At 52.1% G+C, this 26965-nt stretch carries 33 protein-coding genes; 17 read left to right on the top strand and 16 right to left on the bottom strand.

Translation table 11 applies throughout. The annotated features are described in order from the left end of the window. Nucleotides 1–60 precede the first annotated feature (60 nt). Both HRQ87_RS10860 and HRQ87_RS10855 read left to right on the top strand, forming a co-directional pair. Nucleotides 61–672: a MarC family protein gene (locus HRQ87_RS10860; protein ID WP_174138181.1), complete on the top strand. Its 612-nt coding sequence runs from the start codon at nucleotides 61–63 to the stop codon at nucleotides 670–672. A gap of 30 nt (nucleotides 673–702) precedes the next feature. Then, nucleotides 703–1281, top strand: a complete 579-nt coding sequence (locus tag HRQ87_RS10855; RefSeq protein WP_174138179.1) for a retropepsin-like aspartic protease family protein — start codon at nucleotides 703–705, stop codon at nucleotides 1279–1281. Here HRQ87_RS10855 and HRQ87_RS10850 read toward each other — a convergent pair. Together HRQ87_RS10850 and HRQ87_RS10845 are read right to left on the bottom strand one after the other, a co-directional pair. After that, nucleotides 1278–1547: a hypothetical protein gene (locus tag HRQ87_RS10850; protein WP_174138177.1), complete on the bottom strand. Its 270-nt coding sequence runs from the start codon at nucleotides 1545–1547 to the stop codon at nucleotides 1278–1280. The two genes, HRQ87_RS10855 and HRQ87_RS10850, sit on opposite strands and share 4 nt — an antisense overlap. Before the next feature lie 19 nt (nucleotides 1548–1566). Further along, nucleotides 1567–4350, bottom strand: coding sequence for a bifunctional [glutamate--ammonia ligase]-adenylyl-L-tyrosine phosphorylase/[glutamate--ammonia-ligase] adenylyltransferase (locus HRQ87_RS10845; protein WP_174138175.1), 2784 nt, complete (start codon nucleotides 4348–4350; stop codon nucleotides 1567–1569). Between the two features lie 53 nt (nucleotides 4351–4403). On the opposite strand from HRQ87_RS10845, the gene HRQ87_RS10840 reads away from it, so the two are divergent. The 4 genes from HRQ87_RS10840 (at nucleotide 4404) to HRQ87_RS10825 (ending at nucleotide 6812) form a co-directional block, all read left to right on the top strand. Continuing rightward, entirely contained in the window at nucleotides 4404–4874 is a 471-nt protein-coding gene (locus tag HRQ87_RS10840; protein ID WP_174138173.1) for a YbaK/EbsC family protein, read from the top strand. Nucleotides 4875–4982: 108 nt separating this feature from the next. Beyond that, entirely contained in the window at nucleotides 4983–5402 is a 420-nt protein-coding gene (locus HRQ87_RS10835; protein ID WP_174138171.1) for a DUF2852 domain-containing protein, read from the top strand. Nucleotides 5403–5472: 70 nt separating this feature from the next. Continuing rightward, a complete protein-coding gene (locus HRQ87_RS10830; RefSeq protein ID WP_174138169.1) occupies nucleotides 5473–5928 on the top strand; it encodes an RDD family protein in 456 nt (151 codons plus the stop codon). Nucleotides 5929–5984: 56 nt separating this feature from the next. Next, complete coding sequence (locus HRQ87_RS10825; protein ID WP_174138167.1) at nucleotides 5985–6812, top strand: arginyltransferase; 828 nt, start codon at nucleotides 5985–5987, stop codon at nucleotides 6810–6812. Between the two features lie 6 nt (nucleotides 6813–6818). On the opposite strand, the gene HRQ87_RS10820 is transcribed toward HRQ87_RS10825, so the two are convergent. Beyond that, complete coding sequence (locus HRQ87_RS10820; RefSeq protein ID WP_174138165.1) at nucleotides 6819–7910, bottom strand: PQQ-dependent sugar dehydrogenase; 1092 nt, start codon at nucleotides 7908–7910, stop codon at nucleotides 6819–6821. 170 nt (nucleotides 7911–8080) lie between these two features. Here HRQ87_RS10820 and HRQ87_RS10815 point away from each other — a divergent pair, with 170 nt between their 5' ends. From HRQ87_RS10815 to HRQ87_RS10785, 7 genes are all read left to right on the top strand, one after another. After that, the gene (locus tag HRQ87_RS10815) at nucleotides 8081–9274 is read left to right on the top strand and encodes an ABC transporter substrate-binding protein (protein ID WP_174138163.1); all 1194 of its coding nucleotides are present in this window, start codon (nucleotides 8081–8083) and stop codon (nucleotides 9272–9274) included. Between the two features lie 78 nt (nucleotides 9275–9352). After that, nucleotides 9353–10129 carry an ABC transporter ATP-binding protein gene (locus HRQ87_RS10810; RefSeq protein ID WP_174138161.1) on the top strand — a complete coding sequence of 259 codons (777 nt, stop codon included), beginning with the start codon at nucleotides 9353–9355 and terminating at the stop codon, nucleotides 10127–10129. 67 nt (nucleotides 10130–10196) lie between these two features. Next, complete coding sequence (locus HRQ87_RS10805; protein WP_174138159.1) at nucleotides 10197–10910, top strand: ABC transporter ATP-binding protein; 714 nt, start codon at nucleotides 10197–10199, stop codon at nucleotides 10908–10910. 4 nt (nucleotides 10911–10914) lie between these two features. Continuing rightward, nucleotides 10915–11370, top strand: a complete 456-nt coding sequence (locus tag HRQ87_RS10800; protein ID WP_174138157.1) for a hypothetical protein — start codon at nucleotides 10915–10917, stop codon at nucleotides 11368–11370. Between the two features lie 8 nt (nucleotides 11371–11378). Then, the gene (locus HRQ87_RS10795; protein WP_174138155.1) at nucleotides 11379–11741 is read left to right on the top strand and encodes a hypothetical protein; all 363 of its coding nucleotides are present in this window, start codon (nucleotides 11379–11381) and stop codon (nucleotides 11739–11741) included. Nucleotides 11742–11747: 6 nt separating this feature from the next. Then, nucleotides 11748–12758: a branched-chain amino acid ABC transporter permease gene (locus tag HRQ87_RS10790; protein WP_174138153.1), complete on the top strand. Its 1011-nt coding sequence runs from the start codon at nucleotides 11748–11750 to the stop codon at nucleotides 12756–12758. Continuing rightward, on the top strand, nucleotides 12755–14059 hold the full coding sequence (locus HRQ87_RS10785; RefSeq protein ID WP_174138151.1) for a branched-chain amino acid ABC transporter permease: 1305 nt from the start codon (nucleotides 12755–12757) through the stop codon (nucleotides 14057–14059). Before HRQ87_RS10790 ends, HRQ87_RS10785 begins: the two co-directional genes overlap by 4 nt. Before the next feature lie 35 nt (nucleotides 14060–14094). Here HRQ87_RS10785 and HRQ87_RS10780 read toward each other — a convergent pair whose 3' ends face one another. Both HRQ87_RS10780 and HRQ87_RS10775 read right to left on the bottom strand, forming a co-directional pair. Then, on the bottom strand, nucleotides 14095–14574 hold the full coding sequence (locus HRQ87_RS10780) for a disulfide bond formation protein B (protein ID WP_174138149.1): 480 nt from the start codon (nucleotides 14572–14574) through the stop codon (nucleotides 14095–14097). Then, nucleotides 14571–15149: a YqaA family protein gene (locus tag HRQ87_RS10775; RefSeq protein WP_174138148.1), complete on the bottom strand. Its 579-nt coding sequence runs from the start codon at nucleotides 15147–15149 to the stop codon at nucleotides 14571–14573. Before HRQ87_RS10775 ends, HRQ87_RS10780 begins: the two co-directional genes overlap by 4 nt. A gap of 219 nt (nucleotides 15150–15368) precedes the next feature. Here HRQ87_RS10775 and HRQ87_RS10770 point away from each other — a divergent pair, with 219 nt between their 5' ends. Together HRQ87_RS10770 and HRQ87_RS10765 are read left to right on the top strand one after the other, a co-directional pair. Further along, nucleotides 15369–16577 (top strand): S8 family peptidase, encoded by a 1209-nt coding sequence (locus HRQ87_RS10770; protein WP_217430434.1) that lies wholly within the window; start codon nucleotides 15369–15371, stop codon nucleotides 16575–16577. A gap of 57 nt (nucleotides 16578–16634) precedes the next feature. Further along, the gene (locus HRQ87_RS10765) at nucleotides 16635–16877 is read left to right on the top strand and encodes a hypothetical protein (protein WP_174138146.1); all 243 of its coding nucleotides are present in this window, start codon (nucleotides 16635–16637) and stop codon (nucleotides 16875–16877) included. Here the strand turns inward: HRQ87_RS10765 and olsA are convergent. The 3 genes from olsA to HRQ87_RS10750 all read right to left on the bottom strand — a co-directional run bounded on the left by olsA (nucleotide 16861) and on the right by HRQ87_RS10750 (nucleotide 18766). After that, complete coding sequence (gene olsA, locus HRQ87_RS10760; RefSeq protein WP_174138144.1) at nucleotides 16861–17697, bottom strand: lyso-ornithine lipid O-acyltransferase; 837 nt, start codon at nucleotides 17695–17697, stop codon at nucleotides 16861–16863. The genes HRQ87_RS10765 and olsA overlap by 17 nt on opposite strands. Further along, a complete protein-coding gene (gene olsB / locus HRQ87_RS10755; protein ID WP_174138142.1) occupies nucleotides 17694–18461 on the bottom strand; it encodes an L-ornithine N(alpha)-acyltransferase in 768 nt (255 codons plus the stop codon). Before olsB ends, olsA begins: the two co-directional genes overlap by 4 nt. Before the next feature lie 122 nt (nucleotides 18462–18583). Next, entirely contained in the window at nucleotides 18584–18766 is a 183-nt protein-coding gene (locus HRQ87_RS10750) for a DUF3553 domain-containing protein (RefSeq protein WP_174138140.1), read from the bottom strand. Between the two features lie 24 nt (nucleotides 18767–18790). Between HRQ87_RS10750 and HRQ87_RS10745 the strand changes: the two genes are divergently transcribed. Then, nucleotides 18791–19390, top strand: coding sequence for a histidine phosphotransferase family protein (locus tag HRQ87_RS10745; RefSeq protein WP_174138137.1), 600 nt, complete (start codon nucleotides 18791–18793; stop codon nucleotides 19388–19390). Nucleotides 19391–19496: 106 nt separating this feature from the next. On the opposite strand, the gene HRQ87_RS10740 is transcribed toward HRQ87_RS10745, so the two are convergent. From HRQ87_RS10740 to HRQ87_RS10705, 8 genes are all read right to left on the bottom strand, one after another. After that, nucleotides 19497–20270: a tetratricopeptide repeat protein gene (locus tag HRQ87_RS10740; protein WP_174138135.1), complete on the bottom strand. Its 774-nt coding sequence runs from the start codon at nucleotides 20268–20270 to the stop codon at nucleotides 19497–19499. 36 nt (nucleotides 20271–20306) lie between these two features. Continuing rightward, on the bottom strand, nucleotides 20307–21572 hold the full coding sequence (locus HRQ87_RS10735) for a glutamate-5-semialdehyde dehydrogenase (RefSeq protein WP_174138133.1): 1266 nt from the start codon (nucleotides 21570–21572) through the stop codon (nucleotides 20307–20309). Then, a complete protein-coding gene (gene proB, locus HRQ87_RS10730; protein ID WP_174138131.1) occupies nucleotides 21569–22675 on the bottom strand; it encodes a glutamate 5-kinase in 1107 nt (368 codons plus the stop codon). The genes HRQ87_RS10735 and proB overlap by 4 nt, the downstream gene beginning before the upstream one ends. Continuing rightward, nucleotides 22663–23700, bottom strand: a complete 1038-nt coding sequence (gene obgE, locus HRQ87_RS10725; protein ID WP_174138129.1) for a GTPase ObgE — start codon at nucleotides 23698–23700, stop codon at nucleotides 22663–22665. The genes proB and obgE overlap by 13 nt, the downstream gene beginning before the upstream one ends. Then, nucleotides 23697–24716: a GNAT family N-acetyltransferase gene (locus HRQ87_RS10720; RefSeq protein ID WP_174138127.1), complete on the bottom strand. Its 1020-nt coding sequence runs from the start codon at nucleotides 24714–24716 to the stop codon at nucleotides 23697–23699. The genes obgE and HRQ87_RS10720 overlap by 4 nt, the downstream gene beginning before the upstream one ends. 9 nt (nucleotides 24717–24725) lie before the next feature. Further along, nucleotides 24726–25265 carry a GNAT family N-acetyltransferase gene (locus HRQ87_RS10715; RefSeq protein WP_174138125.1) on the bottom strand — a complete coding sequence of 180 codons (540 nt, stop codon included), beginning with the start codon at nucleotides 25263–25265 and terminating at the stop codon, nucleotides 24726–24728. 86 nt (nucleotides 25266–25351) lie between these two features. Continuing rightward, nucleotides 25352–25621: a 50S ribosomal protein L27 gene (rpmA, locus tag HRQ87_RS10710; protein ID WP_174138123.1), complete on the bottom strand. Its 270-nt coding sequence runs from the start codon at nucleotides 25619–25621 to the stop codon at nucleotides 25352–25354. Nucleotides 25622–25627: 6 nt separating this feature from the next. Continuing rightward, nucleotides 25628–26383 (bottom strand): 50S ribosomal protein L21, encoded by a 756-nt coding sequence (locus HRQ87_RS10705; RefSeq protein ID WP_174138121.1) that lies wholly within the window; start codon nucleotides 26381–26383, stop codon nucleotides 25628–25630. 186 nt (nucleotides 26384–26569) lie between these two features. Between HRQ87_RS10705 and HRQ87_RS10700 the strand changes: the two genes are divergently transcribed. Then, the gene (locus HRQ87_RS10700; RefSeq protein WP_174138119.1) at nucleotides 26570–26926 is read left to right on the top strand and encodes a hypothetical protein; all 357 of its coding nucleotides are present in this window, start codon (nucleotides 26570–26572) and stop codon (nucleotides 26924–26926) included. Nucleotides 26927–26965: the final 39 nt, after the last annotated feature.

Raw genomic sequence — 26965 nt, 5'->3', positions numbered from 1 at the left:
TGCACGAAGTGCCAGAAAGAATGCGCGCAAGCGCCCCTTTCGATAGTCCCTCGCTAAGCTATGCCGTTTGATGCTCTGATCACCGCATTTGTCACGCTTTTCGTGATTATCGACCCCATCGGTTTGGCACCACTATTTGTTGCCCTGACCCAAGGGATGACACCCACAGAACGTCGTGCCATTGCCGCACGCGCTTGCGTCATCTCTATTGGAATTCTGCTGTTATTTGCTTTTTTCGGCGAAGCCGTTCTTGGGTTTATCGGCATTTCCATGCCCGCATTTCGTATCGCAGGCGGTATTCTGTTGTTCTTAACCGCCCTTGATATGCTGTTCGAACGCCGTCAAAGTCGGCGCGAAGATCAGGCTGAAGAACGCCCCGACCCATCGGTATTTCCCATCGCCATTCCCCTGCTTGCCGGTCCAGGTGCGATCACCACGATTATCCTTTTGACGGGCGACGAAGACTGGACCGGGTTTGCTGCGATCACAGGGGTCATGGTCGCAGTCATGGCCATTGTCTTTATCATGTTCATGGCCTCAAACTTGGTTGAACGCGCACTGGGTAAGACAGGCATCAATGTGGTCACCCGTCTTTTGGGTATGCTTTTGGCAGCCCTTGCGGTTCAGTTCGTTCTTGACGGAATGCGCGACTTTGGATTTGGCATCCTGTGACCCATATAGAACTGCAGGAGGGTTGAGATTATGACAGGTGACGATACCGCAAGACTGATTTATCTTGTTTTGCTTGGCGCAGTTATTGGGGGTTCATTCCTGATGCAAAGCCGCGGACAGATGAGTAAGACCGCACAACAGGCCGCGATATGGGGTCTTATCTTTATCGGCGTCATTGCAGCAGTCGGGCTATGGGATGATATCAGCAATGATGTCTCGCCGCGCCAATCACTTACACAGGACGGTACAATTCTGGTTCCGCAGTCCAGTGACGGCCACTACTATCTGACCCTTCGTCTGAACGATGTCCCTGTCGATTTTGTTGTTGATACAGGTGCCACAGATATGGTTTTGACCCAAGCCGATGCAGAGCGTATCGGAATTGACACCGAAAATCTGTCCTATTTTGGGCGCGCGCGTACTGCGAACGGTTTGGTTGAAACAGCACAAATCCGGGTGGATCAAGTCCAGTTGGAAAATATCAGTGACCAAAGCGTTTCCACATCTGTCAATCGGGGTGATATGGACATGAGCTTGCTTGGCATGACCTATCTGAACCGTTTCAACACGCTTTCCTTTTCGAACGGCCAACTGACCCTGTCGCGCTAATTCTTAATACGCGCCGCACGTCCGCCACGGCGCTTTGCCACGGGTGCAGGGGCCAAACCTTCGGTCAAAACCTGCGTCATCGGGTGATCTGGGTGATCCGACTGGTAAAGCTTAAGCAAAGCTTTGATAGATCGCTGTGCAGATCGCCCTTGTGGTACACCAATGGCCCAATCCAGAAAAATTGAACGACATTCGGGCAAGGCAATGTTTTCAATATTGTAAGCCTCGCGAATTAGTCCTTTGGGATCTATATTTTTGTCGCTCATCACGCTCTCCTTGATGCATTCAATTAACATCTAGCGGCGGATTGGCAAGCACCCGGTCTGCGATGGCCGCAACCTTATCGCGTAAACTTGATAGCGTTTTCAAAATATCGTCCAGACTGTTTTGCCCCGTTTCGCGCAACAGAATATCACAGGCGCCCTGACCAAGTGTATCTGGCGCAAAGCTGTCGTCCCCCAGTAACTGACCCGTTGCGCGAATTGCCCAAAACTGTTCATAGCCTTCGGTCAACTTCTGCATATCCTGATCGCTGTACCAACCAATATGTGCGCCCGCCTGCAACTGTGCAACGACATCATGCGAAGGTTCGCCGGCTATCAAAGCTGACGCTTGGGCCAAAAGCTCAATATCCTGCATGCCACCATGGCCAAGTTTGATATCCCATTCGGTTTTCGCGGGTTTCGCAGCGATCAACCTGCGACGCATATCGATCACATCATCACAGGTTTTCTGTGGCGCGCCCGCATTTTGCAACAGATCCTCGCGAAATGCTTCGATATCAGCGATTAAATCATGACGACCTGCGATGACGCGGGCACGGGTTTGGGCCAGATGTTCCCATGTCCAAGCCTCGGTCAGTTGATATTTTTGGAATGACGTCAAACTGGTGGCAACTGGCCCCTGCCGACCAGATGGACGCAATCGCATGTCAACTTCATACAGTTTACCCTGTGCCATCGGCGCGCTAAGGGCTGTGACCAAAGCTTGCGTCAGCCGTGCGAAGTAGCTGCGCGTAGGCAACGGGCGACGACCGTCTGATGCATCAATCCCCTGATCATCATAGATTACAATCAGATCCAGATCAGACGCCGCATGCAGTCGCCCTGCCCCAAGGGACCCCATTGCAACAACAGCCGCCCCGCGCCCCGGTGGATCACCGTGCTTGGTTGCAAACTGGGCAACAACACAGGGCCAAAGTGCGGCAACAACAGCCTGTGCAATATCTGCGTACTGTGCACCTGCATCTGCTGCACTGATCAAGCCACGCAAGTGGTGTACGCCCACACGAAAATGCCATTCCTTCGCCCACAGCCGCGCCGTATCCAGCTGTGCCTCATAGTCTTGCAGTTGCAACAGTGTTGTTTCAAGGTTGTGTGTCAAATCGGTCCCCCCCGGCCAAGGTGCAAAGAAATCACCCCCAATGACCGCATCCAAAACAGCAGAATTTCGGGACAGATACTGCGCCAATGCCGGGGCCGATGCACAAATATCCACAATAAGATCAACCAGTTGCGGACTGGCCTGAAACAACGAAAACAGCTGCACGCCTGCAGGCAGACCCGCCAGGAACCCGTCGAACTGAACCAAAGCTTCTTCGGGCTTTGCCGCCCTTTTCAGCTTGCGCAACAGCTCTGGCCGCAGACGTTTAAAAATCTCAACAGCGCGCGTGGATCGCAACGCAGGATAATTCGGCCAGCGCGCCGTAATCTGATCGCCGAACGTATCATCATCGTCGTTCGGCCGGTCCGATGGCGCGAAAAAGCTTTCTGTTAGCTCGTGGACCTGGGTCAGGCTATCATTTAAATCACGGCGCAGGGTTTCAGTCGACGTGCCCATGAAAGCCGCCAATCGGTCAAACCCTTCGACATTTTTCGGCAAGTCATGTGTTTGTGCGTCACCGATCATCTGCAATCTGTGTTCAACCTCGCGATGGGTCCGATAATGGGTTTTCAGAACATCTGCCACATGATCAGGCACCCAATTTCTGTCCACGAGCGCGTCAAGCCCGTCGATTGTTCCGCGCAGTCGTAAACTTGGATCGCGCCCACCTGCAATCAATTGGCGTGTCTGCGTGAAAAATTCAATTTCACGAATACCACCACGGCCCAGTTTCATATTATGACCTTCCAGCGTAATGGGGCCGTGTAACCCCTTGTGCGATCGTATTTTCAGACGCATATCGTGGGCATCCTGAATCGCTGCAAAATCCAGGTGTTTCCGCCAGACGAAAGGCGTCAGTGTCTGCAAAAACCTGTCGCCCGAAGCAATATCGCCCGCGCAGGCCCGCGCCTTGATATAGGCGGCCCTTTCCCAGGTCCGCCCGACGCTTTCATAGTATCGCTCGGCCGCGGCCATCGACAAACACACAGGCGTCACCGATGCATCGGGGCGCAGGCGCAAATCTGTTCGAAACACATACCCATCGGCCGTTATATCGCTTAGCATGGCAGCCATTTTGCGGGTGGCACGAACGAATGCCGCGCGTGCTTCGTGATCATCACCGGGGTTAAAGCGAGTTTCGTCAAACAAACAAATCAGGTCGATATCCGACGAATAATTCAGCTCGGCCGCGCCCATTTTGCCCATCGCCAAGGCAACCATGCCGCCCGCCGTCGGAATTGCGTCTTCACCCTGCCCCGGCACTTTGCCGCGTGTGATTTCCGCCCCGACTAAGGCTTTGATCGCGACATCGACGCTTAGATCGGCTAATTGCGTTAATGTTCCGGTCACCTGCTCTAAGGGCCAGACCCCTGCTAGATCGGCCAAGGCTGTTAATAATGCGATGCGCCGCTTGGCCTGTCGTAACGCCGCTGGAAGGTCCGTTAGGCGCGTGTCTTTAAGATCATCAAAAATCGTTTGTGCTGCTGTCTCGGGCGTATCGAATGCGGAGGCTAGCCATTTGGCCTCTTTTTCGATCAGAAGCTTCAGATACGGGCTGCACCCTGCAGTCCCTGCCAAAAGATCACATAATTCGGACGGAAGATGATCAAACAACGCTAAAACCTCGCGTCCGTGGACGGCATTATAAGGGTCTGGACAGCGGGTCATACGTTTGATGAAACTCATGCACTATACATGGTCAGATACGAACGATCTGGTCAATCAAACAGGGGCACCGGATGAGCAAAAGCCTGAAACGGGTAAAACACGCACTGGCAGAGGCTGGTGTGGAAACAGACGTACTGGAAATGGGCACAGAAACACGCACAGCCCAACAAGCGGCTGATGCAGCGGGTTGTAAATTGGATCAAATCGCTAAATCCATCATCTTTCGCGGCGAAACTTCAGGGGATGCTATTTTGTTCATCACCGCAGGAGGCAATCAGGTCGATAATGCAAAGGCATCAGCGGTCGCTGGACAATCCCTTGGCAAAGCCGATGCGGCGCTGATCCGTAAACAAACCGGCTTTGCCATCGGCGGCGTTGCCCCAATCGGGCATCTTTCCCCTATTACGACGTATCTTGATCCCAAATTACTGACATTCGATCTGATTTATGCCGCCGCAGGTACCCCGCGCCATATTTTCCCAATCAAACCTGCTATTTTACAGCAATTAAGTAATGCGCAAGTGTCTGATTTCACGTCGTAATTCAAATTAATGTAAATTTCCTTTACATATCCTCTTGATCCGTTCTCGTAAAACTCCAATATCAGTAATGTGAAAGACATTCACATACATTAAAATATGGAGAGCATAATGACCCCCGCCCCCGCAACACATGCGCAAATGCAAAATCAGGGTAACTGGTTTTCACGCGCCGAAGCCTGGATGGATCACAAGGGCAAAGGCGCCTGGATCGCTGCCATGGTGCTTGGTTTTATTTTCATATGGCCCGTTGGTCTGGCCCTTTTAGTATATATGATCTGGAGCAAACGCATGTTTTCAAATTCCTGCAGCCAAAAAATGAACCGTATGTCACGCAGCGCAATGACTTATCGGTCCAGCGGTAACAGCGCATTTGATGCATATAAATCCGATACATTGCGTCGTCTGGAAGAAGAACAAGCCAGCTTTGAACAGTTTCTTGAGCGTCTGCGCGATGCCAAGGATAAGGCCGAGTTTGATCAATTCATGAATGACCGCGCAAAATCGACAAAAGACGAATCTGATAACTAAAACTGAAATCAGGCAGCCAAAGCACGGCTGCCTCTTTCCATTTCCAACAAAATTCCCATATTTGGTAAACATGACATATAACGCACCATATTCCGGCCTGCCCGATCCTGGATACCAATCCGAATTCTATGACGATATTCCGACAAAGCGGTTTATTGCATGGATTATCGACGTTGTTATTGTGGTTCTGATATCCATCGGCATCAGCATCCTGACCCTTGGTTTAGGATTTTTCCTGTTTTTCGGCATCATGTTCATTGTCGGATTTCTGTATCGTTTCATAACGTTAAACGGAAAATCTGCAACATTGGGCATGCGTTTGGTTGCCATTGAAATGGTCCGCAGCGAAGGAACACCTTTTGATACCAGCACTGCGCTTTTACACACCGTCGGCTATTATATTTCGATGTGGTTTTTTCTGCTGCAGATCGTATCAATCGTGTTGATCATCGTCACGGCGCGTAAGCAAAGCGCGACAGATCACGTGCTTGGAACCGCCGCACTAAACCAAAAGGCGAGATATTAGACTTGGCGTGACGCATTCCTGTTGCTAACGTCTGTTGAACAAGCAGATAAGGTCCAATGCGCCATACACTACCAATTGCACCGCAGTTTTATGTAACCGCACCGCAGCCCTGCCCTTATCTTGAGGGCAGGATGGAGCGCAAATTGTTTACAGCCTTACAAGGTGATCATGCCGAAAAACTGAACGACGGTTTGTCAAAGCAAGGCTTTCGCCGGTCCCAAAATGTGCTATATCGCCCATCTTGCGCCGATTGCGCGGCCTGCCTATCAGCACGGATCAGAGTTGCGGATTTCAAGCCATCACGCAGTCAGAAGCGCACGATTAATCGCAATAAACCCTTGCAACGCTCGGCTTCAAGCCCTTGGGCGACAGAAGATCAGTACGAGCTTTTCCGCACCTATCTGGACAGCCGTCATTCCGATGGCGGCATGGCGGATATGGATATCTTTGAATTTGCGGCAATGATCGAAGAAACGCCAATCCGCAGTCGGATCATTGAATATACGCTGCCCTCAAAATCGGATCAATATACGACAGATTTGACAGCGGTCTGTCTGACGGATGTTTTGGACGATGGGCTAAGCATGGTCTATTCATTCTATGATCCTGAACAGGCGCGCAATTCGATGGGCACCTATATTATTCTGGATCATATCGCCATCGCGCAAGAGGCTGGCCTGCCCTATGTTTATCTGGGCTATTGGGTACCCGGATCGCCAAAAATGGGATATAAATCCAACTTTTCGGGCCTTGAGGTTTACCGCCGCGGCACTTGGGAACGCATGGATGATCCCAAATCCTATACCGCGGATACGCACCCGTTGTCTGTCGACCCGATTGCCGAACAAGTGGCCAAGATCAGTTTGCCGGATACGCGCAGCTAAGCCACGTTACGGTGTCATGCGATAAATCTCGCCATTTCCCACAGACATGAACCAGATCGACCCGTCCGGCGCTTCGCGAATATCACGCACGCGGACCGTTTCATCGCCTTCGATCTGCTCAACCTCAGCTACATTATCGCCGTCCAAGCGGCTGATATAACTGAACTTTAGCGAACCAACAAACATATCACCACGCCATTCAGGCCACAACGTGCCAGAATAGATCATCATACCGGACGGGGCGATAGACGGATCCCAATAGTGTGCAGGTTGTTCCATGCCCTCTTTTGACGTGCCCTCACCAATGGACAAGCCCGAATAATGACGACCATAGGAGATGACAGGCCAGCCAAAGTTTGCACCGCGCTTGACCTGGTTGACTTCATCCCCGCCACGCGCACCATGTTCGTTGACCCACAGATTACCTTGCAAATCCAATGCAGCACCCTGCGGATTGCGATGGCCATAGGACCAGATTTCCGGTTGCACGCCATTTTGTCCGACAAACGGATTATCATCCGGCACGGATCCGTCACGATTAATGCGCAATACCGATCCATTATGCATCGCCAGATCTTGCGCTGACGGACGATCGCCGCGATCACCGACCGTCAGAAACAGCGTGCCGTCAAGTGCCTCGACCAGACGACTGCCAAAATGGCGCCCCCCGCTTGAACCGGTTGCGATTTCAAAAATTACGCGCGTCTCTTCCAGACTGTCACCTGCTGCATTCAGCCTACCAACGGCAACAGCCGTGCCTTCACCCCGCCCCTGCGCCTTGGCGAAGGTCATATAGATCTGACGCGTTTGTGCAAAATCACGCGGGATCATCACATCCAACAATCCGCCCTGACCGTCCACATGAATGTCTGGCAATCCAGTGACCTGTGTGCGGTTTCCATTGCCATCATAATTCCAAAGCCGGCCACCGCGTTCTGTCACCATAAAACCGCCGTCAGGCAGAAAACCCATGGCCCATGGTGCATCAAGCCCGGATGCCATTTCGGTTATAGTGACATCCCCCTGACTGGTCCCAAGTGCAAAACCAGGCGAGGTTATCGCGCATGACAATACTGCAGACAGAATAAAGCGATGCATGTGAAATCCCTTTTAGGTGTCATTTCATCTCAGATATGTGCGTAAATCCCGGCGTCCAGTCTTGATAAAGCCGTTGTGAGGAATATTCGACTGATTGCGGCTCTTTTCATTTGAAAAAGACCGGCTTAGGCTCTGACAGGATTAAAAAATCCAATATGGGAGAAGAAAGTATGAAAAAGCTGCTTATGGCAACTGCGCTGACAGCTGTTACTGCCACCGGGGCTTTCGCTGCCGGTCATAGCGAAGAAATTAAACTGGGGATTATCCTTGGATTTACGGGACCAATTGAATCGCTGACACCGCCTATGGCTGCTGGTGCAGAACTGGCGATGCAAGAGGCGACTGAATCCGGTCTGTTGCTTGGTGGGGCGACAGTCACACCAGTCCGTGCGGATTCGACCTGTATCGATTCTGCTGCCGCCACAACAGCCGCCGAACGTCTGATCACATCAGATGGCGTCAAGGGCATCATGGGCGCAGATTGTTCAGGCGTCACAGGCGCGATCCTTAGCAATGTGGCCGTGCCAAACGGCATTGTTATGATTTCACCATCTGCCACATCACCCGCTTTGTCGCAGGCTGAAGATAATGGTCTTTTCTTCCGCACAGCCCCGTCAGATGCACGTCAAGGTCAGGTCATGACAGATGTCCTGATCGAACAAGGCGTCACAGAGGTTGCACTGACTTACACAAACAACGATTACGGTAAAGGCCTGGCAGACAGCTTTCAGTCGGCGTTTGAAGCCGCAGGTGGCATCGTAACCATCAGTGCGGCCCACGAAGACGGCAAAGCCGATTATACAGCCGAAGTTGCAGCCCTGGCATCAGCTGGCGGTGAACGCCTGGTTGTGGCCGGTTATGTTGATCAGGGTGGGAACGGTATCGTACGTGCGGCCCTGGATACGGGCGCCTTTGATACATTCCACTTTCCCGATGGCATGATGGGTCAGGGTCTGGAAGAAAACTTTGGTACAGAAATCGAAGGATCGACAGGTCAGCAACCTGGCACCGACAGCCCCGGTGCTGAACGCTTTATCGAACTTGTGGGCGATGCATTCGATCCAACATCGACCTTTACGCCTGAAAGCTATGATGCAGCGGCCTTGATACTGTTGGCCATGCAAGCGGCAGAGTCGTCTGACCCATCCGTTTACAAAAATAACGTCATGGATGTGGCGAACGCCCCCGGTGAACAGATTTTCCCTGGCGAGCTGGCTAAAGCCCTGCAAATACTGGCTGACGGCGGCGAAATTGACTATGTCGGCGCGACTGCGGTCGAGTTGCTAGGTGCCGGTGAATCCGCTGGTAATTTCCGCGAAGTTGTTTTTAAAGACGGTAAAATGACAACGGTTAAATACCGCTGATTGAATATAGGCAGCGCAAAGGTTTCTTTGTGCTGCCTTCTATAATAAAAGCGCGCAAAGCGTGACAGGGAAATAAGAATGATCGTCGTCGAAGACGTACACAAACATTTTGGCGGCTTTCATGCCGTGGATGGCGCATCACTGGAAATCGAACAGGGATCAATCACCGGCTTAATCGGCCCAAATGGTGCCGGTAAGACCACACTGTTCAACGTGATTGCAGGGGTTTTAAAACCCACGTCCGGTCGGGTGACGATGGCGGGCCAAAATATCACCGGCCTGCCCCCGCACGAGTTGTTTCACAAAGGATTGCTGCGTACCTTTCAAATAGCCCATGAATTCACCAGCATGACCGTGCGTGAAAATCTGATGATGGTGCCCGGCGGCCAATCGGGTGAAACGCTGTGGAATACATGGTTTGGACGCAAGCGGATCGCCGACGAAGAACGCGCGCTGCTGGCCAAGGCAGATGAGGTGTTGGAGTTTCTGACCATTGATCACCTGAAAGACGAACGTGCAGGCAATCTGTCGGGTGGTCAGAAAAAACTGCTTGAACTGGGCCGTACTATGATGGTCGACGCCAAGATCGTCTTTCTGGATGAGGTCGGCGCAGGCGTGAACCGGACACTGCTGAATACAATCGGCGATGCAATCATCCGTCTGAACAAGGAACGGAACTATACCTTTGTCGTGATCGAACATGACATGGATTTCATCGGGCGACTGTGTGATCCGGTCATTTGCATGGCCGAAGGCAAAGTGCTGGCCCAGGGCACGCTGGACGAAATCAAGGCAAACGAACAGGTGATCGAGGCATATCTGGGCACCGGTCTGAAAAACAAGGTCTCGGCGTAAGTATGATGGGTTTTTCATGCCTTCGGCGTAAGTATTTTGGAAATAATGAATGTAAGGGACAACAGATTTGGCTGATCCTTTTTTAATTGGTGACGCCATGTCTGGCGGTTACGGCAGTGGGCCTGATATCTTGCATGGCTGCACCATTGCGGTTGAAAAAGGCCAGATTGCCGTGATTGTTGGCCCAAACGGCGCTGGAAAATCCACAGCGATGAAAGCGGTCTTTGGGATGCTGAATGTGCGCGATGGGGCTGTGCGTTTGGCGGGCGAGGATATCACTGGGCTGACACCTCAGGCACGTGTGGCCAAGGGCATGGGGTTCGTGCCGCAAACAAGCAATATTTTCACATCCATGACAGTCGAAGAAAACCTTGAGATGGGCGCGTTTCTGCGCCGCGATGATATTATGACGACGATTGAACAGGTCTATGATCTGTTCCCGATCCTGCGCAATAAACGCAATCAGGCAGCAGGTGAACTTTCAGGCGGCCAACGCCAGCAAGTCGCTGTGGGGCGTGCTTTGATGACCCAGCCCAAGGTCCTGATGCTGGATGAGCCCACCGCCGGGGTCAGCCCGATTGTGATGGACGAGCTGTTTGACCGCATCATCGAAGTTGCCCGCACCGGCATCAGTATCCTGATGGTCGAACAAAACGCCCGCCAAGCGCTTGAGATCGCGGATAAAGGCTATGTTCTGGTTCAGGGCCGCAACGCATTTGCTGGGACTGGTCAAGATCTTTTGGCCGACCCTGAAGTACGCAAAAGTTTTTTAGGAGGATGAATAAATGCTAGAATATATAATGACATTTACCCTACATCATAAAGCTACGCTGACCGTGAAGTATGCCTTTTATGCGGCTTTAGCCGTTTTGTTTTCATCTACAATCGCGGCCGCATCTCCGCAGAGTTATTCATGCGCGATTACAACAATTTGCGCATCCGATCAAAGCTGTCAGCCAGCGACGGATCTGGAATTTTGGGTGACTGTGATCGACGACAATACTTTGGAAACCGGTGATTTCGCAGATGACAGCAATCGTGAACGATATGCCAGACTTGACGGATCGTGGGAAACCGGCGGCACATTTGCACTTGGGCTGAAAGGGAGCGCAATTATATTCACATCAAAGGCCGATAAGTCATTCGTATACACCGGTTATCAATACGGTCTGGCAAGCCAGGTCTCTGACGATTTGCAAACTGTGTATTCAGGCCATGGTACATGCAGCGCAAAATCATGATACGTTTGATGTCTTTATTGGCCCTGTTGCTATCAACAAATCTGGCCTTTGCAGGCAAAATGGAATGCGTTTTCTTTCTGCCGTGCCGCGATCTGGCCAATTGCAAGATGCGGCCCTTTGATATGATACTTGAATGGTCAGAAGGTACGGAAATTGCGAATATCAAAGAGACAAAATATACGTTCCGAGCCCTTCGTTCGGTCAATACAAAAGATGGAACTGAATTATTCCGCACCCAACCCAGTGAACTGGCGGCTTATATGATCGAAGTTCAAGCCAATGGCGATGCAATTTGGGTAAAACAGGTGCAAGCCATCGGCGAAGCTAACTTGCCTCAGGTGATCGTGCGCGATGGAAAATGTGAGAAATAGACGATAATGGATTTTCTGAACGCCATCGTGGCCTTGTCCAATTTTGTACTGATCCCCGCGGTCACCTATGGTGCGCAGCTGGCGCTTGGGGCTTTGGGCGTGACATTGATCTATAGCATCTTGCGATTTTCGAACTTCGCCCATGGCGATACGATGGCCTTTGGCGCGATGGTGACCATCTTTGTGACCTGGGGCTTGCAAGGTTTGGGCATCACATTTGGTGTGCTGCCTACAGCCCTTTTGGCCCTGCCCATCGGGATTGCAGCGACAGGGCTGTTGGTATTGAGCACCGATAAACTGGTTTATCAATTCTATCGACGCCAAAAAGCGGCCCCTGTGATATTCGTAATCGTATCAATGGGTGTCATGTTTATCATGAATGGCTTGGTGCGACTGTTCATTGGCCCTGATGATCAGCAGTTTGCAGATGGGGCACGCTTTATCATTTCAGTCCGCGATTTCCGTGAAATGACGGGGTTGCGCGAAGGTCTTGCGATCAAAACGACCCAAGGCATTACAGTCGTGACTGCAATTATCGTAGTGGCATTGCTGTTCTGGTTCCTTAACAAGACCCGAACCGGAAAATCCATGCGCGCCTACAGCGACAACGAAGATCTGGCACTACTATCAGGCATCAATCCCGACCGGGTTGTCATGTATACTTGGCTGTTGGTCGCGGCATTGGCGACTACGGCGGGCGTTCTGTATGGACTGGATAAATCTTTTAAGCCCTTCACGTATTTCCAGCTTTTACTGCCGGTATTCGCTGCTGCGATTGTGGGTGGTTTGGGAAATCCTATTGGGGCCATCGTGGGTGGCTTTGTCATCGCCTTTTCCGAAATCATGATCACCTATGCTTGGAAAAAAGTGCTGGTCTATTTGATGCCAGAAATGCTTGAGCCGTCAGGGTTAATGCAACTCATGTCCACAGACTATAAATTCGCGGTCAGTTTTGTGATCTTGATCATCGTCCTGCTGTTTCGCCCCACGGGCTTGTTTCGGGGGAAAGCCGTATGAATCCTGTGATGAAAAACTCTGCCTTGTTCGCGCTTGTGGGTGTACTGATCCTGATAACCGGCTTTCTGCAAAGCTGGAATACCGCGCTTTTGATCCTGAATATGGGATTAATCTCAGCCATTCTGGCCCTTGGGGTTAACTTACAATGGGGCTTTGCAGGGCTTTTTAACATCGGCATCATGGGCTTTGTGGCCCTTGGCGGTCTTGCCGCCGTACTAATCGCTATGCCACCCACCAGCGATGCATGGGTGGCCGGGGGGGCACGGGTTATTTTGGGACTGTTGATGGGGGTTGCCACGATAGTCGCGGCTGTTCTTGTGCAAAAACATATGCCCAAGGGACGCGTCCGCAATAGTGTCACACTGATTATTCTTTTGGGTGGTTTTATCCTGTATCGAATGATTTTCGATCCGGCTGTCGATGCGGTCGAAAGCGTCAACCCTGCTCTGACCGGATACCTTGGCGGGCTTGACTTACCGATTTTACTGGCTTGGCCTGTGGGTGGTTTGCTTGCAGCCGGTGCGGCGTGGATTATCGGGAAAACCGCTTTGGGTTTGCGGTCCGACTATCTGGCGATTGCCACCCTTGGCATTGCAGAAATAATCATTGCCGTTCTGAAAAATGAAGATTGGCTAAGCCGCGGCGTGAAAAACGCAATCGGCCTGCCACGACCTGTTCCGCGTGAAATTGACCTGCAACAAAGCGCCAGCTTTGTTGAGCGCGCAGAAGCTTTGGGCCTGAACCCGGTCACCGCGTCGTCGCTTTTTGTCAAACTGGGGTATTCGGTTTTGTTCACCATAGTGCTGGTTCTCTTACTGGTCCTAGCGCAACTGGCTTTGAAATCCCCTTGGGGGCGCATGATGCGTGCGATCCGCGACAATGAAACAGCCGCACGGGCGATGGGCAAAGATGTAACACGGCGCCATTTGCAGATTTTCATTCTGGGCAGTGCTATCTGTGGAATTGCTGGGGCAATGATGACAACGTTAGACGGGCAACTGACACCATCCAGCTATCAGCCATTGCGCTTTACCTTTCTGGTCTGGGTCATGGTTATTGTCGGTGGGTCTGGCAATAATTTTGGCGCCGTCCTGGGTGGGTTCCTGATCTGGTTCCTGTGGGTTCAGGTTGAACCGATGGGCTTGGCACTGATTGATCTGGTAACATCCGGGATGTCGTCTGATAGCCCGCTGCGCAATCACCTGCAGGATTCTGCTGCACATATGCGACTTTTGACTATGGGTATCATTTTGCTTGTCGTGTTGCGTTTCAGCCCACGTGGACTGATCCCAGAGCGTTAAAAATAGCCATTAGACACCTAAGCGCATTATTTCGGTTAATGCGACGTAAGGCTTTTTGTGTGCTTGAGCATTGCCCAGACCCATAGCCCTGCCAATCCAAAGGATGCCAAAGCATTCCAGCCAGCCATAGATATGCCAAGCATTTGCCACGCGATTTGATCACACATCACAATACCTGGACCATCAAGCGACAGAAGATCAGCACCGCTAAGGCCACTTAATCCACCACCAGAACATGATTGCGGACCTGCCCACCATTTCTGTTCGACACCAGCGTGATAGACACCAATCAAGGCAGTTGCCAGTGCCGCCAGTGCACCCAAAGCCATCCACAGCCGTGATGTTCCAAAAGCCACCGCCGCCGCACCAAAAGCAACCGCCGCCATATGTGGCCAACGCTGCCAATAACACATCTGGCAAGGGGCAAGCCCACCGATGTATTGAAACGCCCACGCCCCCATCAAAAGCGCCATCGATCCGGATGCGGCCAGTATAACCAAAGTTCTGGATGTCATATGTATTTTACCACTGCGAAACCCCCGACAAGAAGGACCACAAAGACAATAAAGACAAGCCCAAGCCGACGTTCAATAAAATCACGAATGGGTGTGCCGAACGCCCACAAAAGACCGGCCACGATAAAAAACCGTCCGCCGCGCGCGATAATCGATGTGATGATAAACGTTCCAAGCGGCATGCCTGTCCAACCCGCCATGATCGTGATGACTTTGTAAGGAAACGGCGTCAGTCCTGCGATCAGAACGGCCCAAAACCCAAAGTCGTTGAACCGGGTGTTAAACGCCTCCATCGCGTCGGCTTTTCCTAGTGATGCCAGGATCGGCTGCCCGATCTGTTCATAGAAAAACGCCCCTATGGCATAGCCCAGCAATCCGCCCAGAACCGACGACACTAGCGCCACGCTGGCAATCAGCCAGGCGCGCGACGGGCGTGCCAAAATCATCGGGATCATCAGAACATCCGGCGGGATCGGAAAGACCGAGCTTTCGATAAAAGATACAAACGCCAGGACCCAAAGCGCACGCGGATGATCCGCCAGGGAAATGGTCCAATCGTAAAGCCGTCTTAACATCACTGTTCCCGTCGTTTTCATCCTTAGGACATGGTTGGGCGACACCGTCAAGGATCACATAACAGGTTTAAAAACGCCCTTCGGCAAAGCTTGACTTACTGCCTGCCCTAAAATCGGCTGAACAAAGCTCAGATTCTTGACTGTACCCGCTTTACGCTTGATGACACCGTACAACGTACCCACGTTTGCAAACACCCACCGATTGAACAGGAGCCGCCAATGTCCCGAAAACTGCTTGATTTACAACGGCCAAGGCCCACCGGTGGCAGTGTTATATCATTTCATGCCGGCGTTGATCTGGCCACGCAACATAGCATTTTATCAAATCTGGCGGGATCAGATGTCGCATCTTATGTGCCGCAGGCCGGGCATTTTCCGGACGAAGCGCAGCAGATGGGCGCGTTGATCCTTGAACACGTCAACATCGGGTTTTTATCTGAAAATCTGGGCTTATCAGAAAATTCAAATATCAGATCAAAACTAAAAGACGACGAGCGGGTGCGGTCTGTGCGGCCAGAATTTTACTATTTCGCGTTCGAGACCTTTGAAGATGACGATGAAAAGACATGGGGGGTAGATGCTGTTGGCGCATGGACCAGTGCCTTGACGGGTGCTGGCGTCAAGCTTGCCGTTTTGGATACCGGGTTTGATCTTCAACATCCGGATTTTACGGGGCGCAACATCGTTTCCGAAAGTTTCGTGCGTGGCGAAACCGTGCAAGATGGTCAGGGTCATGGCACCCATTGCGCAGGTACCGCGGCAGGCGGCCTGACATCGGATGGCAGCTTTAGATACGGCGTCGCGCCCGAAGCCGATTTATATATCGGTAAAGTTTTGGGCAACAACGGTACCGGGCGTGAACGGGACATTCTGACCGGCATGGCGTGGGCCATCGAACAGAATTGCGACATCATTTCTATGTCACTTGGCGCCCCCGTCCGCGAGGGCGAGACATTTATACCGGAATATGAAGATCTTGCCCAGATTGCCTTGCAAAATGGATGTCTGATCATCGCGGCGGCAGGGAACGATAGCGCACGCAGCTATGGCTATATCGCGCCTGTGGGCAGCCCTGCGAATGCGCCATCAATCATGGCTGTCGCCGCGCTTGATCCGACACTGGCCGTGGCTGACTTTTCCAGCGGCGGCATCAACTCGAATGGCGGCGAGATTAACATCGCCGGTCCCGGTGTCGGTGTTTTTTCCGCCTCGCCCGCACCACAGTTGTACCGCACCTTGTCAGGGACCAGCATGGCCTGCCCACATGTGGCAGGTATCGCCGCCCTTTGGGCGGAAACTGACCCCAACTTGCGCGGACAGGCTTTGTGGGATGCGCTGGTGCAGAATACGCGACCATTGCAGGATGCAGAACGCGACATCGGTGCGGGTCTTGTGTTTGTGCCGGGCGTTGCAGATGCAATCGCCTAGGTTCTTTTTGCTGCAAAAGCGCATATATAAGGATGAACAGACACAAGGATCCACCACATGGCCCAAGTAGACATCAAAGTGATTGTCGACATCAAAGGCGGCACAGACCCAGAAGACGTCAGTCGTAGTGCGGCTCAGATGGGTATGCAGGTTGAACGGGTCATCCCGATGATCGGCGCGATTTACGGATCCTGCGACGCAGATAACATTTGTAAATTGGAAGAGCTGAAGGGCGTTCTGCGGGTCGCCCCCGAAAGTCACGTGCAACTGCCGCCAATTTCACCTAAGATCCCGCAGTAAGCTGCGGCAATACAGCGTCACGTATCACGCGCTCAAGATGCTTAGCCAAGGATTTACGACAGCTGAAATCAGCGATGCGGACCGGCGGGTGATAAACCACATCGACACGCCCTTGCCGACGCGCTGCCAGTATCTTTTTCAGATGGCTGCCAAAACCCATGTCGCCCCACCATCCGTAAAACCGCACATCTTCGCCGTTTGGCGCAGTGTATAGAACACTTACGGGCTGAATCCACAGAATATCCTTTAACTCATCTGTTAAGAACGCCGCAAAAAGCGTTGATTTAAAAGGTAAAACACGCTGCCCATCGGTTGAAGTGCCTTCGGGAAAGAAAAGCAGCTTATGACCCGCCTTAAGGCGATCCTGGAACATCTGCTTTTGCGCCTGCGCCTCGCGACGGTCACGGTTGATAAAAACCGTGCCAGTGGCACGCGCCAATAAACCAATTCCAGGCCAATCTGCGACCTCGGACTTGGACACAAAATAAATACGCTTACTGACATTCAATGCAAAAATATCCAGCCATGACCCATGATTGGCCACAACTGCACCGTGCTTTTTCATCACCTCACCGGTGACCCGATGCTTGATGCCCATAATGCGAAAGGCGCTCCAACACACAAACTGCGTGATAAAAGGCGTCACAGGGCGATGCACGCCGCACAATGGGCGTTCAAACAATCGGATCAGCAACAACACTGCAAGACAGCCAAAGGTCACCAAGGCCAGTGGCACCGCGCGCAGTCCGGCCCGCAACCAGCCCGCAAGCGTCATATGAACCGGCTGCGGCTGCAGCCCTTGATCCCAAGCCTGGCTCATGCGGCGTTGCCTTTTGTGTACAAATTGGCCTGCCGCGCATTCAAACGTTCGGTATCCATAATTAGACACACATCTGTTGTATTGAATGCATGATCAATAAAGGCCCCTTCGGCCACCACACCGCCAAGACGCAGATAAGCTTTGATCAGCTGGGGGGTCTTCATAATCGCCTGCTTGCGATCAATCTGATTTTCAGGGATCAAGTCCATGGATTGAAAATGACCGTCGCGCGCCCGTACCCGAATATCTTCTGGCGCAAGATAGCGATGGTGCAGAAAGCTAAGCGGTTGCGCCAAGGCTTGTGCGTCAGTGCCGTGAAAACTGGCCACACCAAACAGCACTTCGATCTGATGCGCTTTCACATAATCAGCCAGCCCGTTCCAAAGCTGAAACAGGGCAGTACCACCGCGATAATCTGCATCCACGCATGATCGTCCCAGTTCCAGCAAACGTCGCCCGCTGGTCTTTAACTTAGTCAGATCATATTCATCTTCGGAATAAAACTGTCCCGCATCCGCGGCCTGATCACAACGCAACAAGCGGTACACCCCTACAACAGGTGATCCGGTACGCGCATGATCCAGCAACAACATATGATCAAAAAAGGGATCAAACCGATCTTTTTCAAGCTTTTCGTTGTGATCGACCAAATCACCCTCACCGCCCAGTTCAGACACAAAAACACGATACCTAAGCGCTTGTGCAGCGCGCAGGTCATCCTCGTTTTCGGCCAAACGGGTTTCAAATTCGGGGCAATGGGTCATTCAGACTTATGTCGTTGTTGACAGTGCGCTGCTTCTAAGCATCGACCAGCGGAATGGCAACATCAGATTCATTGACTCGACCATAAGTTGTGATAGCTTCACCTGAACACAATTTTGCATAATTATGCGTCAAAAACCGGGACAAGTTCGATATGTGTACCATCAATCACGACCTTACCTGCGTCTCGGAAATTCACCGTGATTTTGCCACCAATGTTGGATTGCACCTGTCCCATCCCCCAATCAGGCTGATCCGGGTGACGCACCAGCATTCCAGGCTCTAGCATTGCATTCATATCCTGCATTCAAATCCCCTAAGGAAACACATCATGTCTGATCGCACACCCGACCTGACCGCGCTTGTCGGTTCTCGTATCTGCCACGACCTTATCAGCCCCATTGGGGCAATCGCAAATGGTGTTGAACTTTTGGGTATGTCGGGCGTCGCACAAGGCCCGGAAATGCAGTTAATTTCGGAAAGTGTCGAAAACGCGAATGCACGTATCAAGTTTTTCCGCATCGCTTTTGGGGCGGCCAGCGATGACAGCAAAATCAGCGAGACTGAGGTGATCGCGTCGCTGAATGCTGTATCTCAGGGCGGGCGCGTGGAATACGACTGGAAACCCCAAGGAGCCCAATCCCGTGTCGATGTCCGTCTGGTTTTTCTGGCCTTGCAATGTCTAGAAAGTGCTATGGCCTATGGCGGTGCGATCATGATTGAGAAAACCGCAGAACGCTGGACCCTGACAGCGACAGCTGACAAATTCAAAACGGATCCAGCACTTTGGGAACGGCTTTACAAGGACGATACCTCCGACCTTCCCGCCGCTGCACATGTGCAATTTGCACTTCTACCAGGATTTTTAATCGCAGCCGGTCGTAATATTGAATATACGCTGGAAGATCGCCAGATTGTTATCACTTTATAAGTCTGAATTAATTCGACAGTGATAAAATTACGAATTCAGTCCGAAACTACGCCTGCTTTTAGCCGATGTCATCAACACGAATTTTTTATTCTCTGAACAATCTAGATCAACGCAAAAGAGATTCTAAAGCCGCTTGCGCTTCATGATCGCCCAGATCAGCGGCGCGGCGATACCATTCGATGGCCTTTGCACGATCCGCCCGCGTTCCAATGCCTTCTTCATAAAAGTATCCGGCGTTATACATTCCAATAAGGCTGCTACGCTCTGCGGCTTTCAACGTTGCTTCAAAAGCCATCCTGTCGTTCTGGTCTGCACCAAGACCCTTCAGATGCATCATGCCCAGATTTGCCCAAGCATCGGCATGACCCAGATCAGCTGCATGCTGATAAAGATTTACGGCACCAGTCAGATCAGCCTCGCCGCCAATGCCGCGCCGTTTCATCACACCAAGATTATACATCGCATGAGCATTGCCAGCTGCAACGGCACGGTCATACCATTCCCTTGCAATAGCATTGTCCTGTGGAAGCAACCTGCCCTCACGATAGATAAGCCCCATCTGGTACTGCGCAGCGGGATACCCCAGTTCTGCAGTTTTTAACATCAAGGGCAGACCATGTTCAGCATTATCATCTGCCAGATAGGCCCGGGCCAGCTGAAACTTAAATCTCAAATTCTCGGGGTATGTATTAAACGCGTTCTGACAAGCCAGGATAGCATCTGGCAAATGCCGAACCAAGATGTCTACTTCTATGGCCTCTGAAACGGTCTGATGATCTCGCCCATAACTGGCAAGACGATCACACTTATGAATATCTGCAATCGATATACCGGCGCCAAAGATAAAAACACTGATAAAAACCCAGAATGTCTGCTTCATTGCCAGTCCATTTACATATGTAATACTTATCTGCGGTTAGCTGCGCACAGCCCCATCACCCGTCACAAGATACTTGAAACTGGTCAGCTGTTCGGCCCCAACAGGCCCGCGGGCGTGCATTTTACCCGTCGCAATTCCAATTTCAGCCCCCATTCCAAATTCGCCACCATCCGCGAACTGGGTCGAGGCATTGTGCATCAGAATTGCGCTGTCGAGCCGTATGAAGAAATGCTCGGCCGCCACATCATCTTCGGTCAGAATACAGTCGGTGTGCTGTGATCCGTACTTCCGGATATGCGCAATGGCTTCATCAATATTATCAACGGCCTTCGCGGCGATCTTCATGTCCAGATATTCGCAGCCCCAATCGGTATCTACGGCCTGAACCACGCCATCAATCGTCATCAGGGTTTCATCGCCACGAACTTCGACGCCCTTATCAATCAATGCACGGATCACACCCTGCCCGATTGTATTGACTACATCGCGGTGGATCAGCAGGCATTCGGCCGAACCACAAATGCCCGTGCGGCGGGTTTTGGCGTTCAGGATCACCTTCAGCGCTTTTTCAGGATCGGCCTTGGCATCAACATAGACATGCACGATCCCTTCCAAATGGGCGAACACAGGTACGCGGGCTTCGCGCTGGACCAGACCAACCAGACCTTTACCGCCACGTGGCACAATAACGTCAATTGTATCAGTCATTTGCAACATCTGGCTTACGGCATCCCGATCACGGATTGGGACACGCTGAATGGCATCTTCAGGCAGATTTGCACTGCGTAGGCCGTCTTGCAAACATTCGTGGATCAGGCCCGATGAATGAAAGCTTTCGGAGCCACCACGCAAAATCACAGCATTCCCGGCTTTCAGACACAACGCACCCGCGTCGGCCGTCACATTCGGGCGGCTTTCATAGATCACGCCGATCACACCCAGGGGCGTACGAACGCGCTTAATATGCAGCCCGCTGGCCATATCCCATTCGGTCATAACCTCGCCCACAGGATCTTTTTGTTCAGCAACAGCGCGCAACCCATCGACAATGCCGCGAATGCGATCTTCGTCCAGCATCAGACGATCCATCATCGCATCAGTCAGGCCCTTTTCACGGCCATAATCCATATCCTTGACGTTCGCCTCGATAATCTCAGCACGGCGTTGCCAAACGGCGTCAGCTGCACCAATCAGGGCAGCATGTTTGCGTTCTGCACTGGCAAAGGCCAAGTCATGCGCTGCAGCTTTAGCCAGCGCACCGATCTCGGCCATCATTGCGGCAATATTTTCCATGTCTTTCATAGCACCATATCATCCCTGTGGATCAACGCAGCGCGTCCGGGATAACCCAAAATCGCCTCAATGTCACGGCTTTGACGCCCTTTGATCGTCTCGGCCTCGGCTGCTGTATAGCGGGTCAAACCCTGGGCGATCCGCACGCCATCAGGGCCAAGAATAGTCACCGTATCCCCACGGCCGAATTGCCCGACCACCTGCGTCACGCCAGCAGGCAACAGGCTTTTGCCCTGTTTCAACGCCTGTACAGCGCCCTGATCAACTTTGATCTGCCCCTTGGGCTTCATTGCCGCAATCCAACGCTTACGTGCGACTTGTGGATCATCCTGTGCAGAAAACCACGTTGCTGCCGCGCTATTGTATAATTTTTGCAGTGGGTTATTAGCCGTTCCTAATGTAATTGCCATCGCGCAACCTGCATCAGTCGCCATACGCGCCGCCATTAGTTTGGTTTTCATGCCACCCTTAGACAGCCCCGATCCTGCGTCACCGGCCATTGCTTCAATCTGGGGTGTGATCACATCAATGCGATCAAATCGCTTAGCCAGCGGGTCATCGTTGGGATTACCGCTGTAAAATCCGTCGACATCAGACAGCAGAATCAATTGATCCGCACCCACGGTCACTGCGATTTGCGCAGCCAACCGGTCATTGTCGCCGTATCGAATTTCGTCTGTGGCAATCGTGTCATTTTCATTCACAATCGGCACGACAGAAAGCGATAAGAGCTGTTCCAACGTCGCACGGGAATTCAGATAACGCCGCCGATCCGCGCTGTCTTCCAGTGTTACCAAAACTTGCGCTGTGGTGATATTATGCGGGGTCAATGCCTCTTCATAAGCGCGCGCAAGACGGATCTGGCCGACGGCCGCGGCGGCCTGCGATTGCTCTAAAGGCAGGTCAGCGGTGGTTAAGCCCAACACACCACGTCCCAAAGCGATAGAGCCCGAGGACACAAGAATAACGTCTTTGCCCTGCCCCTTTAGCCACGCAACATCTTCGGCCAGCGCCTTAAGCCAATCAGATTTTAACGCCCCGGTGGTCCGATCCACCAAAAGAGCTGACCCGATTTTCAGAACAATACGTCGCGCGTCGTTTAGGGACGCCATGGCTCAGGCTCCACACCGGCATTGGCGATACGCAAGCGGTCCTGCTGTATTTCAGCCCGCACAGCGCGTAATACTTCTGTCAGCCCTTCGCGGCTGACGCCAGACATCATCAGGACAGGTGCGCCGACCGCATCTTCAAGCTCATCTTTGGCCGCAGCGCGTTCATCGTCGTCCAGCGCATCGATTTTATTCAGCGCCGTGACGCGCGGTTTGTCAGCCAAATGCCCGCCGTAAGCCTCTAGCTCGCCGATGATCGTATGATAGTCTTCGGCAATCGTGTCGGACGTACCATCAACCAGATGCAAAAGGACCGAACAGCGTTCGACATGCCCCAAAAACCGATCACCAATTCCGCGCCCTTCATGTGCGCCGGCTATCAGACCTGGAATATCGGCCATCACAAATTCTGCATTATCCACACCGACAACACCCAAATTGGGATGCAACGTGGTAAAGGGATAGTCGGCGATCTTGGGCCGTGCATTCGACGTGGCTGCCAAAAAAGTCGACTTGCCCGCATTCGGCAGACCCAGCAAACCTGCGTCAGCAATCAGCTTCAGACGCAGCCAAAGGGTTCGTTCAACGCCCTCTTGCCCCGGGTTGCCACGGCGCGGCGCGCGGTTGGTAGACGATTTGAAGTGCAGGTTGCCAAACCCGCCATTACCGCCCTTGGCCAGAATAACGCGCTGCCCGACTTCGGTCAGATCTGCGATGACAGTTTCTTCGTCTTCGTCCAGAATTTCAGTACCAACAGGCACTTTCAGCACGATATCGGCGCCATCTGCACCTGTGCGCTGCTTTCCCATGCCATGCACACCGTTCTTGGCAAAGAAGTGCTGCTGATAACGGAAATCGATCAAGGTGTTCAGCCCCTCGACCGCCTCGGCAACAACATCCCCACCGCGCCCGCCATCACCGCCATCGGGTCCGCCATATTCGATATACTTCTCGCGCCGGAAACTGACGCAACCGCCACCGCCCGCACCGGATCGGATATAAACCTTGGTCAGATCAAGAAATTTCATGGATTGGCCCCAAATCGTTCTTGTGTCAGGCGATAAAGGGAAACGGGTGCAGGCTCAAGCCGTGCTGCCGATGTTCCCATGCCGTTGCCCGTTTTTTCGAACCCAAGCCGTTCCAACACAAGCATTGAGGCAGGGTTGTCGTGAAACACATCCGCCTCGATGTCATCAATCGCGAAACGGGCATAACAAGCGGTCAGGAAAACATGCAGCGCCTCTGACGCATAGCCCCTGCCCCAATGGGACTGATCGAAGAAATAAAAGATATCAGGCACTTTGCTGATACCCACCGACCCAATCAACGTATCCTTAAGATAGATACCAAGCCTGAATCCAAGATCATCCTGCCAGCGCCAGTCATGTATGAAATCGCGTACTTCATCCTCGGGCCATGGCACCTTGGCCCGAAAAATCATGCGAGCGACATCCAGCACACCGGCCAATGCTGCCAAAGCAGGCGCGTCATCGGCTGTCATCGGGCGCAATGTCAGCCGTGGTGTGGTCAAATGGGGCAAGGTGCGGCGGGCAAGCCAATCCTGATGTGTCAGGATCATCCTTTGCATCGGGACTTGGACCCCGCGAAAATTGCAGAAAGCGTTTTCAACATGGGTGTTCTGAAAACCTAGCTTTGACAAAACTGCAGCCGATGCCGGATTATCAGTAAAATGTCCGGAATTCAGATCCGCGCCACCGCTTTGGAAATGATGATCAACAACGGCCGATGCGGCTTCGGGCACCACACCTTTGCGCCAACAGGGTTTTGCCAGCCAATACCCAAGTTCATTACGACAAGACACAATCCCCATTGGGTTTTTGCCCTGAATGACAAAAACATCCGTCCGCTGAGCACTCTGTTCAACAAATTCCTGCGCATCTTTCAAAGTATAAGGATGTGGCGGGCGCGTAAGCATGCGCTGCACGTCTGGATTTGCGATCTCATGTGCGATCCAGGGGGCATCGTCTGCGATCACCGGCCTAAGTATGAAACGCGGTGTCCGCAGCGTTTTTATGTCGGACACCGCAGCCATTCATCCAAGCTTTTTCAGATAGGTCCAAGTGGCAACTTTGGCATTTCGAGCAACCGAAAAGGCTTCGGCGTCACCAAGATATTCGAACCCGCAATGGGTCAGCACCCGCGCCGATGCAGGATTATCCTGAAAGACCGATCCAAACAGCGTTTTAGCGCCCTGTGGATTGGCCTCGACAATGGCTTGCAAGGCTTCGGATGCAAAGCCGGTATTCCAGAATGCAGGCGCGACCCAATAGCTGATTTCGGACTGTTGACGATCCATACGTTCAAGACCGATCACACCCAAAACTTCCGCCAGGCCGCGTTCGGACCCGTCCATCACCCAAACGTCTTCAGTGCGGTTGACGTCGCTTGCACGAGAGATAAACGCCTCTGTCGCGCCAGGGGGTAACGGGTGTGGAATGCTGGTGGTCATGCGCGCCACGCGTTCATCGCTGGCATACATGTCGATTAATCCCTGATCCGAGGCCCGTAATGGTCGCAAAACCAGACGTTGCGCCGTAATGACGTTTGGTTGGATAAATAAATCAACAGTCATAACTTTCCTCCTCCTGAAAAGTATGAAACGAAAAAAGGACCGGCTTTTAAGCCGATCCCCCTAAAATGTCTAATTCAGGTTTCGGCTTATTCAGCGGCCTCCGCCACCGGGAGAACCGAAATAAATGTGCGACCCTTCAGTCCTTTGTGGAACTGAACAGCGCCTTCGACCTTTGCAAAGATCGTATGATCTTTACCAAGGCCAACACCAGCGCCCGGCCACCACTTGGTGCCGCGCTGACGCACGATGATATTACCTGGAATAACGGCTTCGCCGCCAAATTTCTTTACGCCCAACCGGCGACCGGCTGAGTCGCGACCGTTCCGGGATGAACCGCCTGCTTTTTTGTGTGCCATGTGGTCTTACTCCTTCTCGGCTGCAAGTTTAGCAGCCTGATCAAGCCAACCGTCGCGTTCAATACGGCCTTTGAATGACAGTTGGTCATCCATATAGGCAATTTCATCCGCAGTCCAAGCTGAAATCTGATCAAAGTGGAAAACGCCATTATCGTGCAACAGACCTTCCAGCTTTGGTCCAACGCCGGAAATCTTTTTCAGATCATCAGGTTTGCCATCGCGGGCTTTCTTCAGCAGGTTGGCAGGTTTGGTACCAGCGCCAGTTGCTGCAGATTCTGTTTTCACAGCCTTTTTAGGCGCTTCTTTCTTTGGCTCAGCCTTCTTTTCTGCTTTTTTAGCAGGTTTAGCGTCGGCTTTTGCCGGTTTTTTCGCATCCGCCTTTTTGGCCGGTGCGCTTACGGCAGCAGCAGACACAGATCCCGCACCCATTGCAGCCTTGACGCCGGATTTATCAGCGCCTTTTTCCATAAGATCAGTGATACGCAACAGCGTCAGTTGTTGACGGTGTCCTTTTGTACGCTTTGATCCGTGCTTACGACGGCGTTTGACAAAGTGGATCACCTTGTCACCTTTGATCTGATCGATCACTTCGGCCTGAACGCCGGCACCTTTGACAAAAGGTGCACCAATCGTGCTGCCGATCATCAAAATATCGTTGAATTGAACTGTTTCGCCAGCGTCAGCAGCCAGTTTCTCAACGCGAAGCACATCGCCGCTGGAAACTTTATATTGCTTGCCACCAGTCTTTAGGACCGCAAACATACGTCTTTCCTTTTTGTTTCCGCGTCCTTTGGTCCCTTGTTTCCAAGGCGTTTCGGGGTATTCCACCACAGACTGCGCGCCCAATCGGGCGAATTTAAACTGATTCCGCGGGGGTTTCCCGCCGAAGTCGGGCTTATCCTTCCAACACACTTGCAAGTCAACCCCAAAGACACACACTTATAAGCTATGAAGGCTCGGATTCTATTACTACCAGCGGTTGCTGGCCTGTTAGGATGTACAAATGAAGCAAGTCATGTGCCAAATGTCTTGCTGCTTCCCGGGTATGCCGTATCTACAGCGATCGAGAACGCAGCTTATTATCGCAAACGCGATCAGGTCGAGGTTTTTGTCAAAAACAACCATCCTTCGTTGATTAATGAAATTCTGACTGGCGGCGGACCTTTATTACAAGAAGCTATGAAAATTGCCCGCGTTCCAATGTCAGAAAGGGAAGCATTACTTCTTGAATTACAGGAAAATAAAAACCTTTATGCCGAAAATGCAGAGGCAATGGTTGTGACCCTAATGGTACATGGCATCTAAAGCCATTGCCTTGCGCATTGACCGACAGGGCAACTGCGG

Origin of the sequence: Parasulfitobacter algicola, assembly GCF_013315265.1 — a bacterium.
GTDB lineage: Bacteria > Pseudomonadota > Alphaproteobacteria > Rhodobacterales > Rhodobacteraceae > Parasulfitobacter > Parasulfitobacter algicola.
This window is presented reverse-complemented; position numbering and strand designations above follow the sequence as displayed.

Bases quoted from the DNA above. Each gene is read 5' to 3' on its own strand.
- HRQ87_RS10785 (WP_174138151.1), top strand. From the start codon at position 12,755: ATGAATCCTGTGATGAAAAACTCTGCCTTGTTCGCGCTTGTGGGTGTA.
- HRQ87_RS10775 (WP_174138148.1), bottom strand. From the start codon at position 15,149: ATGTTAAGACGGCTTTACGATTGGACCATTTCCCTGGCGGATCATCCG.
- HRQ87_RS10810 (WP_174138161.1), top strand. From the start codon at position 9,353: ATGATCGTCGTCGAAGACGTACACAAACATTTTGGCGGCTTTCATGCC.
- HRQ87_RS10780 (WP_174138149.1), bottom strand. From the start codon at position 14,574: ATGACATCCAGAACTTTGGTTATACTGGCCGCATCCGGATCGATGGCG.
- rpmA (WP_174138123.1), bottom strand. From the start codon at position 25,621: ATGGCACACAAAAAAGCAGGCGGTTCATCCCGGAACGGTCGCGACTCA.
- HRQ87_RS10840 (WP_174138173.1), top strand. From the start codon at position 4,404: ATGAGCAAAAGCCTGAAACGGGTAAAACACGCACTGGCAGAGGCTGGT.
- obgE (WP_174138129.1), bottom strand. From the start codon at position 23,700: ATGAAATTTCTTGATCTGACCAAGGTTTATATCCGATCCGGTGCGGGC.
- HRQ87_RS10855 (WP_174138179.1), top strand. From the start codon at position 703: ATGACAGGTGACGATACCGCAAGACTGATTTATCTTGTTTTGCTTGGC.
- HRQ87_RS10745 (WP_174138137.1), top strand. From the start codon at position 18,791: ATGTCTGATCGCACACCCGACCTGACCGCGCTTGTCGGTTCTCGTATC.
- HRQ87_RS10815 (WP_174138163.1), top strand. From the start codon at position 8,081: ATGAAAAAGCTGCTTATGGCAACTGCGCTGACAGCTGTTACTGCCACC.
- HRQ87_RS10750 (WP_174138140.1), bottom strand. From the start codon at position 18,766: ATGCAGGATATGAATGCAATGCTAGAGCCTGGAATGCTGGTGCGTCAC.
- HRQ87_RS10765 (WP_174138146.1), top strand. From the start codon at position 16,635: ATGGCCCAAGTAGACATCAAAGTGATTGTCGACATCAAAGGCGGCACA.
- HRQ87_RS10800 (WP_174138157.1), top strand. From the start codon at position 10,915: ATGCTAGAATATATAATGACATTTACCCTACATCATAAAGCTACGCTG.
- proB (WP_174138131.1), bottom strand. From the start codon at position 22,675: ATGGCGTCCCTAAACGACGCGCGACGTATTGTTCTGAAAATCGGGTCA.
- HRQ87_RS10740 (WP_174138135.1), bottom strand. From the start codon at position 20,270: ATGAAGCAGACATTCTGGGTTTTTATCAGTGTTTTTATCTTTGGCGCC.
- HRQ87_RS10715 (WP_174138125.1), bottom strand. From the start codon at position 25,265: ATGACTGTTGATTTATTTATCCAACCAAACGTCATTACGGCGCAACGT.
- HRQ87_RS10790 (WP_174138153.1), top strand. From the start codon at position 11,748: ATGGATTTTCTGAACGCCATCGTGGCCTTGTCCAATTTTGTACTGATC.
- HRQ87_RS10850 (WP_174138177.1), bottom strand. From the start codon at position 1,547: ATGAGCGACAAAAATATAGATCCCAAAGGACTAATTCGCGAGGCTTAC.
- HRQ87_RS10830 (WP_174138169.1), top strand. From the start codon at position 5,473: ATGACATATAACGCACCATATTCCGGCCTGCCCGATCCTGGATACCAA.
- olsB (WP_174138142.1), bottom strand. From the start codon at position 18,461: ATGACCCATTGCCCCGAATTTGAAACCCGTTTGGCCGAAAACGAGGAT.
- HRQ87_RS10705 (WP_174138121.1), bottom strand. From the start codon at position 26,383: ATGTTTGCGGTCCTAAAGACTGGTGGCAAGCAATATAAAGTTTCCAGC.
- HRQ87_RS10860 (WP_174138181.1), top strand. From the start codon at position 61: ATGCCGTTTGATGCTCTGATCACCGCATTTGTCACGCTTTTCGTGATT.
- HRQ87_RS10835 (WP_174138171.1), top strand. From the start codon at position 4,983: ATGACCCCCGCCCCCGCAACACATGCGCAAATGCAAAATCAGGGTAAC.
- olsA (WP_174138144.1), bottom strand. From the start codon at position 17,697: ATGAGCCAGGCTTGGGATCAAGGGCTGCAGCCGCAGCCGGTTCATATG.
- HRQ87_RS10735 (WP_174138133.1), bottom strand. From the start codon at position 21,572: ATGAAAGACATGGAAAATATTGCCGCAATGATGGCCGAGATCGGTGCG.
- HRQ87_RS10795 (WP_174138155.1), top strand. From the start codon at position 11,379: ATGTCTTTATTGGCCCTGTTGCTATCAACAAATCTGGCCTTTGCAGGC.
- HRQ87_RS10845 (WP_174138175.1), bottom strand. From the start codon at position 4,350: ATGAGTTTCATCAAACGTATGACCCGCTGTCCAGACCCTTATAATGCC.
- HRQ87_RS10820 (WP_174138165.1), bottom strand. From the start codon at position 7,910: ATGCATCGCTTTATTCTGTCTGCAGTATTGTCATGCGCGATAACCTCG.
- HRQ87_RS10700 (WP_174138119.1), top strand. From the start codon at position 26,570: ATGAAGGCTCGGATTCTATTACTACCAGCGGTTGCTGGCCTGTTAGGA.
- HRQ87_RS10825 (WP_174138167.1), top strand. From the start codon at position 5,985: ATGCGCCATACACTACCAATTGCACCGCAGTTTTATGTAACCGCACCG.
- HRQ87_RS10770 (WP_217430434.1), top strand. From the start codon at position 15,369: ATGTCCCGAAAACTGCTTGATTTACAACGGCCAAGGCCCACCGGTGGC.